Source organism: Vagococcus elongatus, assembly GCF_003987645.1.
GTDB lineage: Bacteria > Bacillota > Bacilli > Lactobacillales > Vagococcaceae > Vagococcus_A > Vagococcus_A elongatus.
This window is the reverse complement of record NZ_NGKA01000014.1, coordinates 26,948-44,310: the sequence shown is the minus strand read 5'-3', so window position 1 is coordinate 44,310 and position 17,363 is coordinate 26,948. Positions and strand designations below refer to the sequence as shown.

16 protein-coding genes are annotated in these 17,363 nt (G+C 40.0%); all 16 read left to right on the top strand.

Features of this window, described 5'->3' with window-relative positions; genetic code table 11:
- Nucleotides 1-110 precede the first annotated feature (110 nt).
- A complete protein-coding gene (gene gatC, locus CBF29_RS09540; protein ID WP_126809504.1) occupies nt 111-416 on the top strand; it encodes an Asp-tRNA(Asn)/Glu-tRNA(Gln) amidotransferase subunit GatC in 306 nt (101 codons plus the stop codon).
- On the top strand, nt 416-1,882 hold the full coding sequence (gene gatA / locus CBF29_RS09535) for an Asp-tRNA(Asn)/Glu-tRNA(Gln) amidotransferase subunit GatA (protein WP_126809503.1): 1,467 nt from the start codon (nt 416-418) through the stop codon (nt 1,880-1,882). Before gatC ends, gatA begins: the two co-directional genes overlap by 1 nt.
- A gap of 1 nt (nt 1,883) precedes the next feature.
- Nucleotides 1,884-3,314 carry an Asp-tRNA(Asn)/Glu-tRNA(Gln) amidotransferase subunit GatB gene (gatB, locus tag CBF29_RS09530; protein WP_126809502.1) on the top strand — a complete coding sequence of 477 codons (1,431 nt, stop codon included), beginning with the start codon at nt 1,884-1,886 and terminating at the stop codon, nt 3,312-3,314.
- A gap of 13 nt (nt 3,315-3,327) precedes the next feature.
- Nucleotides 3,328-4,350: a diacylglycerol kinase gene (locus CBF29_RS09525; protein ID WP_126809501.1), complete on the top strand. Its 1,023-nt coding sequence runs from the start codon at nt 3,328-3,330 to the stop codon at nt 4,348-4,350.
- A gap of 75 nt (nt 4,351-4,425) precedes the next feature.
- Nucleotides 4,426-5,793 carry a 23S rRNA (uracil(1939)-C(5))-methyltransferase RlmD gene (gene rlmD / locus CBF29_RS09520; RefSeq protein WP_126809500.1) on the top strand — a complete coding sequence of 456 codons (1,368 nt, stop codon included), beginning with the start codon at nt 4,426-4,428 and terminating at the stop codon, nt 5,791-5,793.
- Between the two features lie 183 nt (nt 5,794-5,976).
- Nucleotides 5,977-6,804, top strand: coding sequence for a S1 family peptidase (locus CBF29_RS09515; protein WP_126809499.1), 828 nt, complete (start codon nt 5,977-5,979; stop codon nt 6,802-6,804).
- Nucleotides 6,805-7,008: 204 nt separating this feature from the next.
- The gene (locus CBF29_RS09510; RefSeq protein WP_126809498.1) at nt 7,009-7,323 is read left to right on the top strand and encodes a YdcP family protein; all 315 of its coding nucleotides are present in this window, start codon (nt 7,009-7,011) and stop codon (nt 7,321-7,323) included.
- 13 nt (nt 7,324-7,336) lie between these two features.
- Nucleotides 7,337-7,723 carry a YdcP family protein gene (locus tag CBF29_RS09505; RefSeq protein ID WP_126809497.1) on the top strand — a complete coding sequence of 129 codons (387 nt, stop codon included), beginning with the start codon at nt 7,337-7,339 and terminating at the stop codon, nt 7,721-7,723.
- A 29-nt stretch (nt 7,724-7,752) separates the two neighbouring features.
- On the top strand, nt 7,753-9,138 hold the full coding sequence (locus CBF29_RS09500) for an FtsK/SpoIIIE domain-containing protein (RefSeq protein WP_126809496.1): 1,386 nt from the start codon (nt 7,753-7,755) through the stop codon (nt 9,136-9,138).
- A gap of 185 nt (nt 9,139-9,323) precedes the next feature.
- Nucleotides 9,324-10,517 (top strand): MobT family relaxase, encoded by a 1,194-nt coding sequence (mobT, locus tag CBF29_RS09495; RefSeq protein WP_425469896.1) that lies wholly within the window; start codon nt 9,324-9,326, stop codon nt 10,515-10,517.
- A 41-nt stretch (nt 10,518-10,558) separates the two neighbouring features.
- Nucleotides 10,559-10,780: a hypothetical protein gene (locus tag CBF29_RS09490; protein WP_126809495.1), complete on the top strand. Its 222-nt coding sequence runs from the start codon at nt 10,559-10,561 to the stop codon at nt 10,778-10,780.
- 15 nt (nt 10,781-10,795) lie between these two features.
- On the top strand, nt 10,796-11,293 hold the full coding sequence (locus tag CBF29_RS09485; RefSeq protein ID WP_126809494.1) for an antirestriction protein ArdA: 498 nt from the start codon (nt 10,796-10,798) through the stop codon (nt 11,291-11,293).
- A gap of 90 nt (nt 11,294-11,383) precedes the next feature.
- Complete coding sequence (locus tag CBF29_RS09480) at nt 11,384-11,776, top strand: conjugal transfer protein (RefSeq protein WP_126809493.1); 393 nt, start codon at nt 11,384-11,386, stop codon at nt 11,774-11,776.
- On the top strand, nt 11,760-14,210 hold the full coding sequence (gene tcpF, locus CBF29_RS09475; protein WP_126809492.1) for a conjugal transfer ATPase TcpF: 2,451 nt from the start codon (nt 11,760-11,762) through the stop codon (nt 14,208-14,210). Before CBF29_RS09480 ends, tcpF begins: the two co-directional genes overlap by 17 nt.
- Nucleotides 14,207-16,345, top strand: a complete 2,139-nt coding sequence (locus tag CBF29_RS09470; RefSeq protein ID WP_126809491.1) for a CD3337/EF1877 family mobilome membrane protein — start codon at nt 14,207-14,209, stop codon at nt 16,343-16,345. Before tcpF ends, CBF29_RS09470 begins: the two co-directional genes overlap by 4 nt.
- Nucleotides 16,342-17,346 (top strand): bifunctional lytic transglycosylase/C40 family peptidase, encoded by a 1,005-nt coding sequence (locus tag CBF29_RS09465; protein WP_126809490.1) that lies wholly within the window; start codon nt 16,342-16,344, stop codon nt 17,344-17,346. Before CBF29_RS09470 ends, CBF29_RS09465 begins: the two co-directional genes overlap by 4 nt.
- Nucleotides 17,347-17,363: the final 17 nt, after the last annotated feature.

Below are 17,363 nucleotides of genomic sequence, written 5' to 3'. Positions count from 1 at the left end.
AGTTATTTTTTTTAATAGAAGATTCTTGTTAAAATAACGACGAGTGCAATGACAAATCCGTCATGGATAAGGAAAATGTTGTGCTAAAAGAAAAGAAGGGGTCTTGCGAAATGCCGATTAATGCTGAAGAGGTCAAAAAAGTTGCTAATCTGTCAAAACTGGCAATTACGGAAGAAGAAATTGGAATGTTTACACGACAAATGGTAGACATTATCCAAATGGTCGAGCTTTTGGATGAAGTCGACACTGAAGGGGTGCCGGTAACCTTTACTGTAGCTCATGATCATACGGTGCTAAGAGAAGATATTGCTGTCCAAGCTAATCTGACTGAGGAACTATTGAAACAAGTACCAGAAACAGAGGACGGTTATATCAAAGTACCTGCTATTATGGATAACGGGGAGGCTGGCGCGTAATGAGTGAACTATACAAAAAAAATGTTGACGAACTTCAAAGCTTGTTGACTAAAAAAGAAATCAGTGCAGTAGAATTAATAACAGATACTTTTGACAGGATCGAATCGACGGAAAAAGAGATCGATGCTTTTTTGACATTAAACAAGGAAAATGCTCTGAAAAAAGCTGAAGAAATCGATGAGAAAGGAATCACCTCTGAGAAACTGTTAGCAGGTATTCCCATCAGTGTGAAAGATAATATTGTTACTAAAGATATGAGAACGACCGCAGGAAGTAAAATGCTGGAAAATTTTGTGTCAGTTTATGATGCAGCAGTTATCGAAAAAATGTCAGAAGCTGGTCTGATTAATGTGGGGAAAGTCAACTTGGATGAATTTGCCATGGGGGGAACCACAGAAAACTCTTATTTTAAACCAACTAAAAATGCTTGGGATCAAACAAAAGTTCCCGGGGGTTCTTCCGGAGGCTCGGCCGCTTCGGTTGCTTCTGGGCAAGTCCCGGCATCTATAGGGTCTGATACTGGCGGAAGTATTCGTCAGCCGGCTGCTTTTAATGGTATCGTAGGCATGAAGCCTACCTATGGACGGGTTTCCCGTTATGGTTTGATTGCTTTTGCTTCCAGTTTGGATCAAATTGGTCCGCTCACACGCACAGTGAAAGACAATGCGTTGATTCTTAATGCCATCAGCGGTCATGACCCGAAAGACAGTACCAGTGCCAAACTGGCAGTTCCTGATTTTACCGCAAACTTAACTGGGGATATCAAGGGAATGAAAATAGCCGTCCCTGAAGAATATCTTAAAGACGGCGTGGCACCAGATGTTTGTCAAGCTGTTCAAGAAGCTATCAAGACGTTTGAAAGCTTGGGGGCGATTGTAGAACAAGTCAGCCTGCCTCATACGAAATATGGTGTTGCCGCTTATTATATTATTTCTTCAGCTGAAGCGTCATCGAACCTTCAGAGATTTGACGGGATTCGTTATGGTTACCGTTCTCCAGAAGCAAAAAGTTTAGAGGACGTTTATGTTATGTCCCGTTCAGAAGGCTTTGGTCCGGAAGTTAAACGCCGCATCATGTTGGGGACATTTTCATTGAGCGAGGGTTCTTATGATGCTCATTTCAAAAAAGCCAGTCAGGCGCGGACGTTGATCAGACAGGATTTTGACCATGTCTTTTCCGAATATGATTTAATTATCGGGCCTACCACACCTACTGTGGCTTACGGTTTTGGAGAAATCGTCGATGATCCGGTGGCGATGTATATGGCTGATGTCCTAACCGTTCCAAGTAATTTTGCCGGGCTTCCGGGGATGTCTGTTCCTTGCGGATTTTCAGAAGGATTGCCGATTGGTTTGCAGTTGCTAGGAAAACATTTTGACGAAGATACCATGTATCGGGCAGCTTATGCTTTCGAACAAGCGACTGACTTCCATAAAAAACAACCAGCAATTCTAGGAGGTAAGTAAGATGAACTTTGAAACAGTGATCGGCTTGGAAATTCACGTTGAATTAAAAACTAACTCTAAAATATTTTCGAGTTCTCCAGCACATTTTGGGGCTGCTCCTAATGTCAATACAAACGAAATTGATTTTAGCTACCCGGGCGTATTGCCTGTAATGAACAAAGGGGCGCTGGAATATGGTATCAAAGCGGCGTTGGCCTTAAATTGTGAGGTTTCTCAGCATACTCATTTTGATCGTAAAAACTACTTTTATCCAGATAACCCAAAAGCCTATCAGATTTCTCAAAATGACAATCCGATTGGTTCCAATGGTTGGGTAGAAATTGACGTCGAAGGTCAAAAGAAAAAAATCCGGATTGAACGAGTCCATTTGGAAGAAGATGCCGGGAAAAATATCCATGGAGATGCTGGGCATTCCTACGTAGACTTGAATCGTCAAGGGACACCGCTGATTGAAATCGTGTCCGAACCAGATATTCGTTCTCCAGAAGAAGCTTATGCTTATTTGGAGACGGTCCGGTCAATCATCCAATATTCTGGTGTCAGTGATGTGAAGATGGAAGAAGGCTCGATGCGTTGCGATGCTAATATTTCCATTCGTCCTTATGGGCAAGAAACCTATGGGACAAAGACCGAACTTAAAAATTTGAATTCTTTAAACTTTGTTAAAAAAGGCTTGGAATTTGAAGAAAAACGTCAACAGAAAGTTTTGTATTCTGGCGGTGTTATTCAACAGGAAACAAGAAGATTTGACGATGTCACAGGTGAAACGATTTTGATGAGAGTCAAGGAGGGGGCAAGCGATTATCGCTACTTCCCTGAACCGGATATTCCTACGATTGATATTTCTTCTGAATGGATTGAAGAAATTCGTGAGACCTTGCCGGAAATGCCGAGTGTCCGCCGTGAACGCTACGTCAATAAGTTAGGTTTGCCTGAGTATGATGCCATGGTGTTAACATTGACTAGAGAAATGTCAGATTTCTTTGAAGCGACGATTGCCCATAAGGTAGATCCTAAACAAGCGTCTAACTGGCTGATGGGAGAAGTATCTGGTTACCTTAACAGTAACGGGGTAGAATTGCATGACACTAAACTAACCCCAGATAATTTGGCTGGCATGATTTTGCTGATCAAAGATGGTACTATCAGTTCTAAAATGGCTAAAAAAGTCTTCCTGGAACTAATAAAAAATGGTGGAGACGCTAAAAAAGTGGTCGAGGCAAAAGGTTTAGTACAGCTTTCTGATCCAAAACAGTTGTTACCGATTATCACAGAAATATTAGACAATAATCAACAATCAGTAGAAGATTTTAAAAATGGCAAAGATCGTGCAGTCGGCTTTTTGGTCGGACAAACGATGAAAGCAACAAAGGGACAGGCCAATCCGGGCGTGGTAAATAAATTATTGATGGAAGAGTTAGCGAAGCGCTAATGCATGAGGGAAAGTGATGAAAGCAAGAGTAATTTATAATCCTACATCTGGTAAAGAACTGTTAAAGAAAAATTTGCCGGATATTCTGACAATATTGGAAGATGCGGGATATGAAGCAAGTGCCTATGCCACCACTCCCGAACCTGATTCAGCTGAAAAAGAAGCACGTCGGGCAGCCTTGGCTGGGTTTGACTTAGTCATAGCAGCTGGCGGAGATGGTACCATCAATCAGGTGATTAATGGTATCGCCCCATTGGAGAAAAGACCGAAGATAGCTATTATCCCGGGCGGGACGACCAACGATTATGCTCGCGCGTTGAAAATCCCCCGCACAGATGTGATCGAAGCAGCAAAAGTGATCGCAAAAAATCAAACGTTAAAAATCGATATCGGGAAAGCTGACACGCAATATTTTATTAATATTGGTGCTGGAGGTTATTTGACAGAACTGACCTACGAAGTGCCTTCTCAATTGAAAAGTGTTTTTGGTTACTTAGCCTATTTGGTTAAAGGTGCGGAAATGCTGCCACGAGTAAAACCAATCAATATGAAACTGAAATATGATGACGGGGAGTATGACGGGAAAGCCTCAATGTTTTTCTTAGGCTTGACTAATTCGATAGGCGGTTTTGAAACAATTGCCCCTGATGCGCAACTAGATGACGGGAAATTTTCCCTTATTGTAGTAAAAACAGCCAATATCATTGAAATTTTAGCTTTGATTGTTTTGCTATTAAATGGCGGCAAACACGTGAATGATCCTAACATCTTGTACACGAAAACATCTAAGCTCTACGCTGAAGCATTGGACGATGATGTGCGGATGATGATCAACCTTGACGGGGAATATGGCGGAGATGCGCCGATGACTTTTGAAGTTCTGCCTCAACACATTGAATTTTTCGTCAATTTGGATGAAATTTCAGAAGATGCGATTGCAGGAGATGAAGAAATCTTGGAAGTTTCAGAAGCCTTCGTCAAAGAGGTGGAAGGATTGACAGGTGAGGATTTAGATGGGGATGGAAAAATTTCTTAACTGAATAGATTGAAGGAATCAGGCAACTGATTCCTTTTGTTGTGTTTGGATAGGAAAAGAAAGTGAAGGTGTTTTATGTATCCAGTGAAAAAAAATGACCAAGTGATTGCAGATATAGTAGATTTAACCCATGAAGGTTTGGGTGTGGCAAAGATAGAAGGGTATCCCATCTTTGTTGAAAATGCTTTGCCGACAGAAAAGGTCAATATCCATATCTTAAAAACAGGGAAAAAATTCGGTTTTGGCAAAGTTATCAGTTATCTTGAGAAATCAGCGGTTCGAAATGAAGACTTGAAGCAGGAATTGATTCGGACGGGGATTGCTCCTTTGCAACATATGACCTATGAAGCTCAACTGACCTTTAAACGAGAACAAGTTGTGAATGTTTTGGAAAAAATTGCAAAGATGACAGACGTAGAAGTTGCACCTACGTTAGGGATGGCTGAACCGTATAGGTACCGGAACAAGGCACAGATTCCTGTTCGCCGTGTTGATGGTGAACTCTCTACCGGTTTTTATCGGAAAAACAGTCATGATTTAGTACCTATCGAAGATTTTTATATTCAGCATAAAGAAATCGATGACGCCATCATCGCCGTCAGAGATATTTTGAGAAGATTTAAAGTGAAGCCCTATAATGAGGAGGATCATACTGGACTGATTCGTCATATTATCGTCAGAAGAGGCTTTTATACGGAAGAGATGATGATTGTTTTGGTGACGCGGGTGGCGAAGATTTTTCAAGTGGAAAAAATTGTGGAAGCTATCGCAGCTGAATTACCTCATGTAGTTTCTATCATGCAAAATATCAATGGTGAAAAGACCAATGTCATCTTAGGCAAGGAAACAAGAAATTTATTTGGGAAAGAATTTATCACTGATCAGCTCCTAGGAAATCAGTATCAAATTTCTGCGGGGTCCTTTTTCCAAGTGAACACAGAGCAGGCAGAAAAATTATATCAGACAGCAATAGACTTTGCTGATTTAAAATCTTCGGATATCGTGATCGATGCTTACTGCGGTATCGGAACGATCGGCTTGTCTCTTGCGAATAAAGTCAAACATGTCTACGGTATGGAAATCGTTCCTCAGGCGGTAAAGGATGCTAGAACCAATCAGCAAATAAACTACATCGAAAATGCGACATTTGAGGTGGGGGCAGCGGAAAAACTTTTACCTAAATGGCAGGCGGAAGGTGTTTCTGCAGACGTGTTGATCGTGGACCCTCCCAGAAAAGGATTGGCGGAGAGTTTTATCGAAACATCAGCGGAGATGAGTCCAGATAAAATAGTTTATGTTTCCTGCAATCCTGCAAGTTTTGCTCGGGATGTCAAGCGGTATGAAGAGCATGGCTATCGATTAGCAAAAGTACAGCCGGTGGATATGTTCCCGCAGACGAACCATGTGGAGACTATTGTGTTGCTACAACGAGCAGATACGTAGAAATCCTTTATTTCAAGCACTTTTACAAACATATCGTCTTTACGAATGAGGGCGGTAAAATCAGAAATAAAGTGATTAAAAACTACATCAATGTTTCTGTAGTAATTGATATAGAGTGCGTAGATACAAGAAAATAGACAAGCCATGTCTATGAAAAACTTATTTACATTTTGGAGGGTTAATATGAAACCGATTAGTTTGGCAGAACGATTGATGTTTAATACTGTGAGAATAGAAGCTCATGATGGTTCTTCTGGAACAGGATTCTTTTTTAACTTTAAGCAAGGAGAGCTTACCATTCCTGTTCTTATTACTAACAAACATGTTGTAAACTATAATAGAACTGAAACAGTAAAGTTTCTTCTACATTTAAGAGAAGAAGATGGTGAAATTAAAGAAAACTATGCACTCACATTACAGACAGAATGGTTTTTTCATTCTGAAAAAGATTTGTGTTTTACATTTATAAATCCAATATTTGAGGAAGTAAAAAGGCGAACAGGAAAAGAAGTATTTTATATAGCTAACGAGGAAAGCTTGATTCCTAGTCTAGAGAAATTAATGGAATTAAGTGCTTTAGAAGAAATTGTAATGATTGGATATCCAATAGGATTATGGGACAGTAAGAATAATTATCCTATTTTTAGAAAAGGCTATACAGCGTCACACCCTGCTTATGATTTTAACGAAAAAGGAATTGCTTTAGCAGACATTTCTGCTTTTCCAGGGTCATCTGGATCACCAATTTATATTTTAAATGACAATGGCTATTCTGATAAAAAGGGTACTACTTATGTGGGAGCTAAAAGATTAATTTTTTTAGGTATTCTGTATGCTGGTCCAACAATGAATGCAAGCGGTGAAGTATCAGTCATTGATATACCTACACAACAAAAAGTAGTCAGCAGAACATCTGTAATGACTAATTTAGGCTACTATGTTAAATCTGTAGAATTACTTGAATTTAAAACCATAATTCAAGAGAAGTTAAACCTGCAAAATAATACTTAAGATTAATTATTATTCAAAATAAATAAATTTGAATACACTATTAGACGTTCTGAATAAAAAGAGCGTCTATTTTTTTACCCAATTTTGAAAGCAGGTGACGTTATGAGAGCAAAACTACTAAAAAATAAAGGTCGTTCCCCACCCTATAGACCATCAAACAAATTAGATTCATGAAACCATTAAACAGAAAGGATAAGTAAAAATATGGAACTTAAATTTGTCATTCCTAACATGAAAAAAACATTCGGAAATTTAGAATTTGCTGGCGAGGATAAAATCGTACAGCGAAGAATCAACGGACAGCTTACCATCTTATCACGAAGTTATAATCTCTATTCAGATGTACAACGTGCAGATGATATTGTGGTGGTACTTCCTGCTGAAGCTGGCGAAAAACATTTCGGCTTTGAGGAACGTGTGAAGCTCGTCAATCCACGCATTACTGCCGTGGGCTATAAAATCGGTACTCGTGGCTTTACTAATTACATCTTAGAAGCTGACGACATGATTAAAGAATAGAAAGAGAGGAAAAATTATGAGATTAGCCAATGGCATTGTTTTAGAAAAAGAAGCTACATTCGGGGAATTGAAGTTCTCTGCACTCCGTCGTGAAGTAAGAATCCAAAATGAAGACGGTACAGTATCGGAAGAAATCAAGGAAAGAACCTATGACCTTAAATCCAAAGGACAAGGACGCATGATTCAAGTGAGTATTCCTGCCAGTGTTCCACTGAAAGAGTTTGACTACAACGCACGAGTGGAGCTTATCAATCCAGTTGCTGATACGGTGGCTACTGTTACCTATATGGGTGCTGATGTTGACTGGTATATCAAGGCTGATGATATTGTGCTGACAAATGATTCCAATTCCTTTAAAACACAACCTCAACCAAAGAAAGAATCTATACAAGATAAATAGACGCTAGGGGTGAAAGGAGGATTTTACTCATGAAACAGCGTGGTAAAAGGATTCGCCCGTCTGATAAAGATTTAGTCTTTCATTTTACGATTGCTTTACTTCTGACTGTTTTCCTGCTGGTTGTCGGACTGTTTCATGTGAAGACAATCCAGCAGATCAACTGGCAGGACTTAAACCACTCACAAACAGATAAAATTGACATTTCATATTTAGCTATCAGTTTCAGTGTCGCAATTCTTGTCTGCTTGCTGGGGGTGCTTCTATTCAGAAGATATCGATACGATACGTTCAAACAACTACAGCACCGTCAAAAGCTGGCAAAGATGATACTTGAAAACAAGTGGTATGAATCGGAACAAGTCAAAACTGATGGCTTCTTCAAGGATAGTACCAGTCGGACAAAGGAAAAGATAACCTACTTCCCTAAAATTTTCTATAGACTGAAAAACGGTTTAATTCATATCCAAGTGGAAATTACGCTGGGAAAATATCAAGACCAGCTTTTACACTTGGAGAAAAAACTAGAAAGTGGTTTGTACTGTGAATTGACCGACAAGGAGCTAAAGGATTCTTATGTAGAATATACCTTGCTCTATGACACTATTGCCAACCGACTTTCCATTGATGAAGTACAAGCCAAAGATGGTAAACTCCGCTTAATGACAAATGTCTGGTGGGAATACAACAAGCTCCCTCACATGCTGATTGCTGGGGGAACTGGTGGCGGTAAAACCTATTTCATACTGACACTGATTGAAGCTCTGCTTCATACCAACTCAAAACTATACATCCTTGACCCAAAGAACGCTGACCTTGCAGACTTAGGCTCTGTAATGGGAAATGTCTACTACAGAAAAGAGGATATGTTATCTTGCATTGACCTTTTCTATGATGAAATGATGAAACGCAGTGAAGCCATGAAAAAGATGGAACACTACAAGACAGGCGAAAGCTATGCATACTTAGGATTGCCAGCACATTTTCTTATCTTTGATGAATACGTGGCTTTTATGGAAATGCTGGGAACAAAAGAAAATACCGCAGTGCTTAACAAGCTGAAACAGATTGTTATGTTAGGTCGTCAAGCTGGTTTCTTTCTGATACTGGCTTGTCAAAGACCCGACGCAAAATATTTAGGCGACGGAATCCGTGACCAGTTTAATTTTAGAGTGGCTTTAGGTCGTATGTCTGAAATGGGTTATGGCATGATGTTTGGCAGTGACGTACAGAAAGATTTTTTCCTAAAGCAGATTAAAGGACGAGGTTATGTTGATGTTGGCACAAGTGTTATCTCTGAATTTTATACTCCCCTTGTACCTAAAGGACATGATTTCTTAGAGGATATAAAAAGGTTATCCCACAGCAAACAGGACACGCAGGCGACGTGCGAAGCGAAAGTCGCAGGTGTGGACTGATTTGCTGGCTGGTGTGGCGCCAGCCACGCCAGCACTTAACCCCCCGTATCTAACAGGGGGGTACAAATCGACAAATAACAGAGACAAAAATTGAAGTTTACCCTTTAAGTACAAGGGATTTTAAGCAGACAGGCAGGTGTCAACTAAGTGACTAAAAGTTGACATTTGCTTTTTTGATTGGAGGGATAAAGCTGAATAAAGAAAAAAGCGGACAGAAACTACAGGAAACACGCTTGGCTTATGGGCTTACTCAAAATCGTTTGGCAGTTGCTACAGGCATTACAAGGCAGTATCTAAGTGATATTGAAACAGGCAAAGTCAAGCCATCAAATGATTTACAACAGTTGCTTTGGGAAACATTGGGACGCTTCAATCCCGATGCTCCTTTAGAAATGCTCTTTGATTATGTACGGATTCGCTTTCCGACGACGAATGTTCAGAAAGTGGTGGAAGAAATCTTGCGTTTAAAGCTCTCTTATTTTCTCAATGAGGACTATGGCTTTTATTCCTATTCAGAACATTACCACTTAGGCGATATTTTTGTCCTTTGTTCTAACGACTTAGAGAAAGGTATTCTTGTGGAATTAAAAGGACGTGGGTGCCGTCAATTTGAAAGCTATCTTCTGGCACAAGAGCGGAGCTGGTATGAGTTTTTCATGGATTGTTTGATAGCTGGTGGTGTGATGAAACGAATTGACCTTGCTATCAATGATAAGACTGGAATTTTGAATATTCCAGAGTTGACAGAAAAATGTAGGCAGGAAGAATGTGTTTCCGTCTTCCGCAGTTTCAAAAGCTATCGCAGTGGCGAACTGGTACGCAAAGATGAAAAGGAATGTATGGGCAATACGCTCTATATCGGTTCATTACAAAGTGAAGTCTATTTCTGTGTCTATGAAAAAGATTATGAGCAATACAAGAAGAATAACATTCCCATTGAAGACGCTGATGTGAAAAATCGCTTTGAGATTCGCTTAAAAAATGAACGTGCCTATTATGCTGTCGTTGATTTATTAACCTATGGCAAGCCAGAGCGGACCGCCTTTAAAATTATCAACCGCTATCTTCGTTTTGTGGATAAGGACGATTCAAAACCTCGTTCGGATTGGAAAATTAGTGAAGAATGGGCTTGGTTTATCGGACACAATAGAGAACAACTCAAATTGACCACCAAACCAGAGCCTTATTCATTCCAGCGAACGCTAGGCTGGCTTTCTCATCAAGTCGCTCCCACCTTAAAAATGGCCATCAAACTTGATGAACTTAATCAGACGCAGGTCATCAAAGAGATTCTCGACCATGCAAAGCTGACAGAACGACATATGCAGATTTTGAAGCAACTGTCGGCAAAAGAACAGGACGTGATAACAAAAAAATAACTTAATACAAATTCATTGAATACAGAGAGGAGAACAATTGTATGAATTTCGGACAAAACCTATATAACTGGTTTCTATCAAATGCTCAATCCTTAGTGCTATTAGCAATCGTTGTGATTGGGCTTTATCTTGGTTTCAAACGTGAGTTTAGTAAACTCATTGGTTTTTTGATTATTGCGATTATCGCAATCGGCTTGGTCTTCAATGCAGCAGGTGTCAAAGATATTCTGTTAGAACTTTTCAACCGCATTATTGGAGCGTAGAAAGGACGTGAACATATGGACGATATGGCTGTATATATTGCGAACTTAGGTAAATACAATGAGGGCGAATTAGTCGGAGCTTGGTTTACCTTTCCCATTGACTTTGAGGAAGTCAAAGAAAAAATCGGCTTGAATGATGAGTATGAGGAATATGCAATCCATGATTATGAAATGCCTGTTCCAGTGAGCGAATATACTTCCATTGGCGAACTCAATCGCCTATGGGAGATCATATCGGAACTGCCAGAGGAATTACAATCGGAGCTATCCGCTTTACTCTCTTATTTTTCAAGCCTTGAAGAATTAAGCGAACATCAAGAGGATATTATCATTCATTCAGATTGTGATGATATGTCTGACGTGGCTCGTTACTATATTGAAGAAACTGGAGCATTAGGCGAAGTGCCAGTCAGTCTTCAAAACTATATTGATTATGAATCCTATGGCCGTGATTTGGAACTTTCGGGAACATTTATCACAACTAATCATGGGGTCATTGAAATCATCTACTAAATCTGTTGGTGTATGACTGCTGACAGATTTTCTTATTTTAGGGGTAGCCTTAAAAAAGCTATTCCTCTTTTTTATGAAAGGACTGATTACATGAAAAAAATACGAAGCTATACCAGTATCTGGTCGGTAGAAAAAGTCTTGTATTCCATCAACGACTTTAAGCTACCGTTTCCGATTACTTTTACTCAAATGACATGGTTTGTGGTGTCTATTTTTGCAGTCATGCTTCTTGGCAATCTGCCACCACTCTCCATGATTGAGGGAGCATTCTTGAAATACTTTGGACTACCTGTCGCACTGACATGGTTTATGTCTACAAAGACCTTTGATGGCAAAAAAACTTATGGCTTCTTGAAGTCTGTGATTTCTTATGTGTTAAGACCAAAGCTGACTTATGCAGGAAAAACCGTGAAACTCGGTAGCAGTCAACCACAAGAAGCCATTACAACAGTTAGGAGTGAATTTTATGGCAAATCCAATTAAATACATTGAAAATAACTTGGTCTGGAATAAAGATGGTGAGTGTTTTGCCTATTATGAGCTAGTTCCTTTTAACTACTCGTTTTTAAGTCCAGAACAGAAACTACAGGTGCATGATTCCTTTCGGCAGCTCATTGCACAAAATCGTGATGGGAAGATTCATGCTCTACAGATTAGCACTGAATCCAGTATTCGTTCTGCACAAGAACGCTCAAAACATGAAGTTACTGGCAAATTGAAAAATATTGCCTATGAGAAAATCGACCAGCAGACAGACGCTTTAATATCCATGATTGGTGAAAATCAAGTGGACTATCGTTTCTTTATCGGCTTTAAGCTCCTGCTCAACGATCAAGAGTTTTCTATGAAAAATCTTACCGTTGAAGCGAAAAATGCTGTAAGTGATTTTGTTTATGATGTGAACCATAAGCTGATGGGCGATTTTGTTAGTATGAACAATGATGAAATCCTGCGCTTTCAAAAGATGGAAAAGCTATTGGAAAACAAAATCTCTCGTCGCTTCAAAATACGTCGTTTAGAGAAAAACGACTTCGGCTATCTGATAGAACATCTCTACGGACAGACAGGGACTGCTTATGAAGACTATGAGTATCACTTATCTAAGAAAAAGCTGGAACATGAAACTCTCATTAAATATTTTGATCTTATTAAGCCTACTCGCTGTTTGGTGGAAGAAAAACAGCGATATTTGAAAATCCAGCAGGAAGATGAAACCGTCTATGTGGCTTACTTTACCATTAACAGTATTGTCGGAGAGCTGGACTTTCCATCTTCTGAAATCTTCTATTATCAGCAACAACAATTTACATTCCCGATTGATACTTCTATGAATGTGGAAATCGTGGCAAACCGTAAAGCACTAAGCACCGTTCGCAACAAAAAGAAAGAATTGAAAGATTTAGATAATCACGCTTGGCAAAGTAATAACGAAACCAGCTCCAATGTGGCAGAAGCATTAGATAGTGTCAATGAGCTGGAAACCAGTTTAGACCAATCCAAAGAATCCATGTACAAGCTCTCTTATGTGGTGCGTGTATCTGCACCTGATTTAGACGAGCTGAAACGTCGTTGTAATGAAGTCAAAGATTTTTACGACGATTTAAGCGTGAAGCTGGTTCGACCTTTTGGCGATATGTTAGGACTGCATGAAGAATTTCTACCTGCCAGTAAGCGTACCGTGAACGACTATATCCAGTATGTGACTTCGGACTTCTTAGCTGGACTTGGCTTTGGTGCGACACAAATGTTAGGCGAAAATGAGGGAATCTATGTCGGCTACAGCTTAGATACAGGACGCAATGTTTATCTCAAACCAGCTCTAGCCAGTCAAGGCGTCAAAGGCTCTGTCACTAATGCGTTAGCTTCGGCTTTTGTGGGTTCATTAGGTGGCGGTAAATCTTTTTCGAATAATTTGATTGTCTATTATGCGGTGCTTTATGGAGCACAAGCGGTTATCGTTGACCCAAAGGCGGAACGTGGCAACTGGAAAGAAACTCTACCAGAAATCGCTCATGAAATAAATATTGTCAATCTAACTTCTGATGAGAAAAGCAAAGGGTTACTTGACCCTTATGTCATACTAAAAAATTCAAAGGATTCAGAATCACTGGCGATTGATATTTTGACATTTTTAACTGGTATTTCTTCCAGGGATTCTGACCGTTTCCCTGTTTTAAGAAAAGCCATTCGAGCGGTCACTAATAGTGAAGAACGAGGACTACTCAAAGTGATTGAAGAATTGCGTGTTGAGGGAACAGTTATGAGTACAAGCATTGCCGACCATATCGAGAGCTTTACCGATTATGATTTTGCCCATCTTCTTTTTAGTGATGGCACGGTGGAACAATCCATCAGTCTTGAAAAGCAACTCAACATTATACAAGTTGCGGATTTGGTACTGCCAGATAAGGAAACTTCTTTTGAGGAATATACCACTATGGAGCTTCTTTCGGTCGCTATGCTGATTGTCATTAGTACCTTTGCTTTGGATTTCATTCATTCAGACAGAAGTGTTTTTAAGATTGTAGACCTTGATGAAGCATGGAGCTTTTTACAGGTGGCACAAGGCAAAACCTTATCTATGAAATTAGTAAGAGCTGGACGTGCTATGAATGCTGGGGTCTACTTCGTAACTCAAAATACAGATGACCTGTTAGACGAGAAATTGAAAAACAATCTTGGTTTGAAGTTTGCCTTTCGTTCCACTGACCTTAATGAAATTAAAAAGACCTTAGCCTTTTTCGGCGTTGACCCAGAGGACGAAAGTAATCAGAAACGACTGCGTGATTTAGAAAATGGACAGTGCCTTATCAGTGATTTATACGGTCGTGTCGGTGTGATACAATTCCACCCAGTTTTTGAAGAACTACTTCATGCCTTTGATACCAGACCACCCGTGAGAAAAGAGGTGTCATGATGGTACAAAAATTAAAATCAAACTGGACGCTCAAACGTCTAGGCAAAGTGGCAATGACAGTGGCTCTCACACTTGTAATTGCCATTTTACTTTTAGCCATGCTTGGAACAGTGGTTCAAGCTGCTGGGCTGGTAGATGATACCGTCAATGTAGCGAATGAATACAGTAAATATCCTTTAGGAAACTATCAGCTTGATTTTTATGTTGATAATTCTTGGGGCTGGTTGCCTTGGAACTGGTCGGACGGAATCGGAAAACAAGTCATGTATGGCTTATATGCCATTACCAATTTTATCTGGACGATTAGCCTATATCTTTCCAATGCGACAGGCTACCTCATACAAGAAGCCTACTCTTTAGATTTCATTAGTGATACAGCGGATTCTATTGGGAAAAATATGCAGACCTTAGCGGGTGTCACAACAGGTGGGTTATCAACAGACGGCTTTTATGTCGGTTTTCTTTTAATCTTGATTTTGGTGCTTGGTGTCTATGTAGCCTATACAGGACTGATTAAGCGAGAAACTACAAAGGCGATTCATGCCATTGTCAATTTTGTGATGGTCTTTGTTCTATCGGCTTCTTTCATTGCCTATGCTCCCGACTATATTAAGAAAATCAATGATTTTTCATCAGACATCAGTCAAGCCAGTTTATCACTAGGAACAAAAATCGTACTACCTCATTCAGATAGTCAAGGCAAGGACAGTGTGGATTTAATCAGAGATAGCTTGTTTTCAATACAGGTGCAACAGCCTTGGTTATTGCTTCAATACAATAATTCAGACATGGAAAGTATCGGCGTGGAACGTGTAGGAAATCTACTTTCAACCAGCCCAGATACCAATAATGGTGAGGATAGAGAAAACATTGTCATTGAAGAAATTGAGGATAGAAATAATACCAACCTTACCATCACAAAGACCATTAACCGACTAGGTACCGTTTTCTTCCTCTTTATCTTTAATATCGGGATTTCAATATTCGTCTTCCTGCTTACAGGTATCATGATTTTTTCACAGGTGCTTTTTATCATCTATGCCATGTTTCTACCTGTGAGCTTTATTTTAAGTATGATACCGTCCTTTGATAGCATGTCAAAACGTGCTATTACAAAGCTCTTTAATACCATTTTGACACGAGCTGGTATTACGCTTATCATCACAACCGCTTTTAGTATCTCGACCATGCTCTACAGCCTATCTGTTGGCTATCCATTTTTCTTGATAGCTTTCCTACAGATAGTGGTATTTGCAGGTATTTACTTCAAGTTGGGTGATTTAATGAGCATGTTCTCACTTCAAAGCAACGATTCTCAAAATATGGGAAGTCGTATCATGCGAAAACCTCGAATGCTTATGCACGCTCAAATGCACCGATTACAGCGGAATCTTGGACGCTCTATGACCGCTCTTGGCGTTGGTTCGGCTATTAGCAGTGCGTCAAGAAAACAAGGACAATCGGGTTCGGGTAGTTCTGCAAGGACACAAGCAGATCATACACGACCAGACAGACAGGAAAAATCAACGCTTGGAAAGCGAATCGGACAAACAATCGGAACGGTGGCAGATACCAAAGATAAAATCGTTGATTCGGCTGGTAATCTCAAAGAACAGGTTCAGGAGTTGCCGACCAATGCCAGATATACGATTTATCAAGGAAAATCGAAAGCCAAAGAAAATGTGCGTGACCTCACTTCCAGTATTTCTCAAACCAGAGCGGAAAAGTCTAGTGGACGTAAGGAACAGCAGGAACAAAGACGACAAACTATTGCGGAACGTCGCTCTGAAATGGAACAAACAAAACAGCAAAAACAACCTGCTTCCAGTATTCATGAAAGACCTGTTACAAAGCAAACACAATCCCATGAAAAACAGACTACAAAGCAATCTACTGTACAGGCTTCACGCATGGAAGCACAACAGGAAAAACAGAAACGACCAACAGTGAAACCAGTTACTTCAACTTCAAATGTAGAACGTCAAAATACTATATCACAAGAAAGAATAGCTCAAAATCCTACAGTTTCAACAGTTCAGCGACCATCTACTATACAGAAAGTTCAAAGTTCAACCATTAAAAACAGACCCTCACTAAAATCCGCCACAATCAAACGAGAGCCTAGAAAACCATGAAGCTAAAGTATCTTGTAATTAGTTTCTCTGGACTATTCATGATGGTGTTTGCCTTACTTCTTTTTGTCGCACTGCTCTTTTCAGATGAACAGGACAGCGGATTTTCTAACATTCACTCTGGCGGTGTGAATGTGTCCGAAGAAGTATTGGCTCATCAACCGATGGTGGAAAAATACGCTAAAGAGTATGGAGTTGAAGATTATGTCCATGTCTTACTTGCGATTATTCAAGTAGAATCGAGTGGTGCAGCAGAAGATGTTATGCAATCATCAGAATCCCTTGGACTTCCACCAAACTCATTAAGTACAGAAGAATCCATCAAGCAAGGGGTAAAGTATTTCAGCGAGCTTCTTGCCAGCAGTGAAAGGTTGGGAACGGATTTAGAATCTGTCATTCAGTCCTATAACTATGGCGGTGGCTTCTTAGGCTATGTTTCCAATCATGGTGGAAAATACAGTTTTGAACTGGCACAAAGTTTTTCAAAGGAGCATTCAGGTGGCGAGAAAGTGTCTTATCCCAATCCAATCGCCATTCCCATCAATGGGGGCTGGCGGTACAACTATGGAAATATGTTTTATCTTGCTTTGGTAAAACAATACCTCATCACAACGACACACTTTGATGATGAAATGGTACAAGCCATTATGGACGAAGCTTTGAAATATGAAGGCTGGACGTATGTGTATGGCGGTGCTTCTCCCACGACTTCTTTTGATTGTAGTGGTTTGACTCAATGGTCATATGCAAAAGCTGGAATTAACCTACCTCGAACTGCACAAGAGCAATATGATGTCACACAGCATATCCCACTTTCAGAAGCTAAAGCTGGCGACTTGGTATTTTTCCACTCGACCTATAACGCTGGCTCATATATTACGCACGTTGGGATATATCTTGGCGATAATCGTATGTATAATGCTGGCGACCCGATTGGCTATGCCGACCTTACAAGTTCCTACTGGCAACAGCATTTAGTGGGTGCTGGAAGAATCAAACAATAAAGAAAGGACGATTCAAT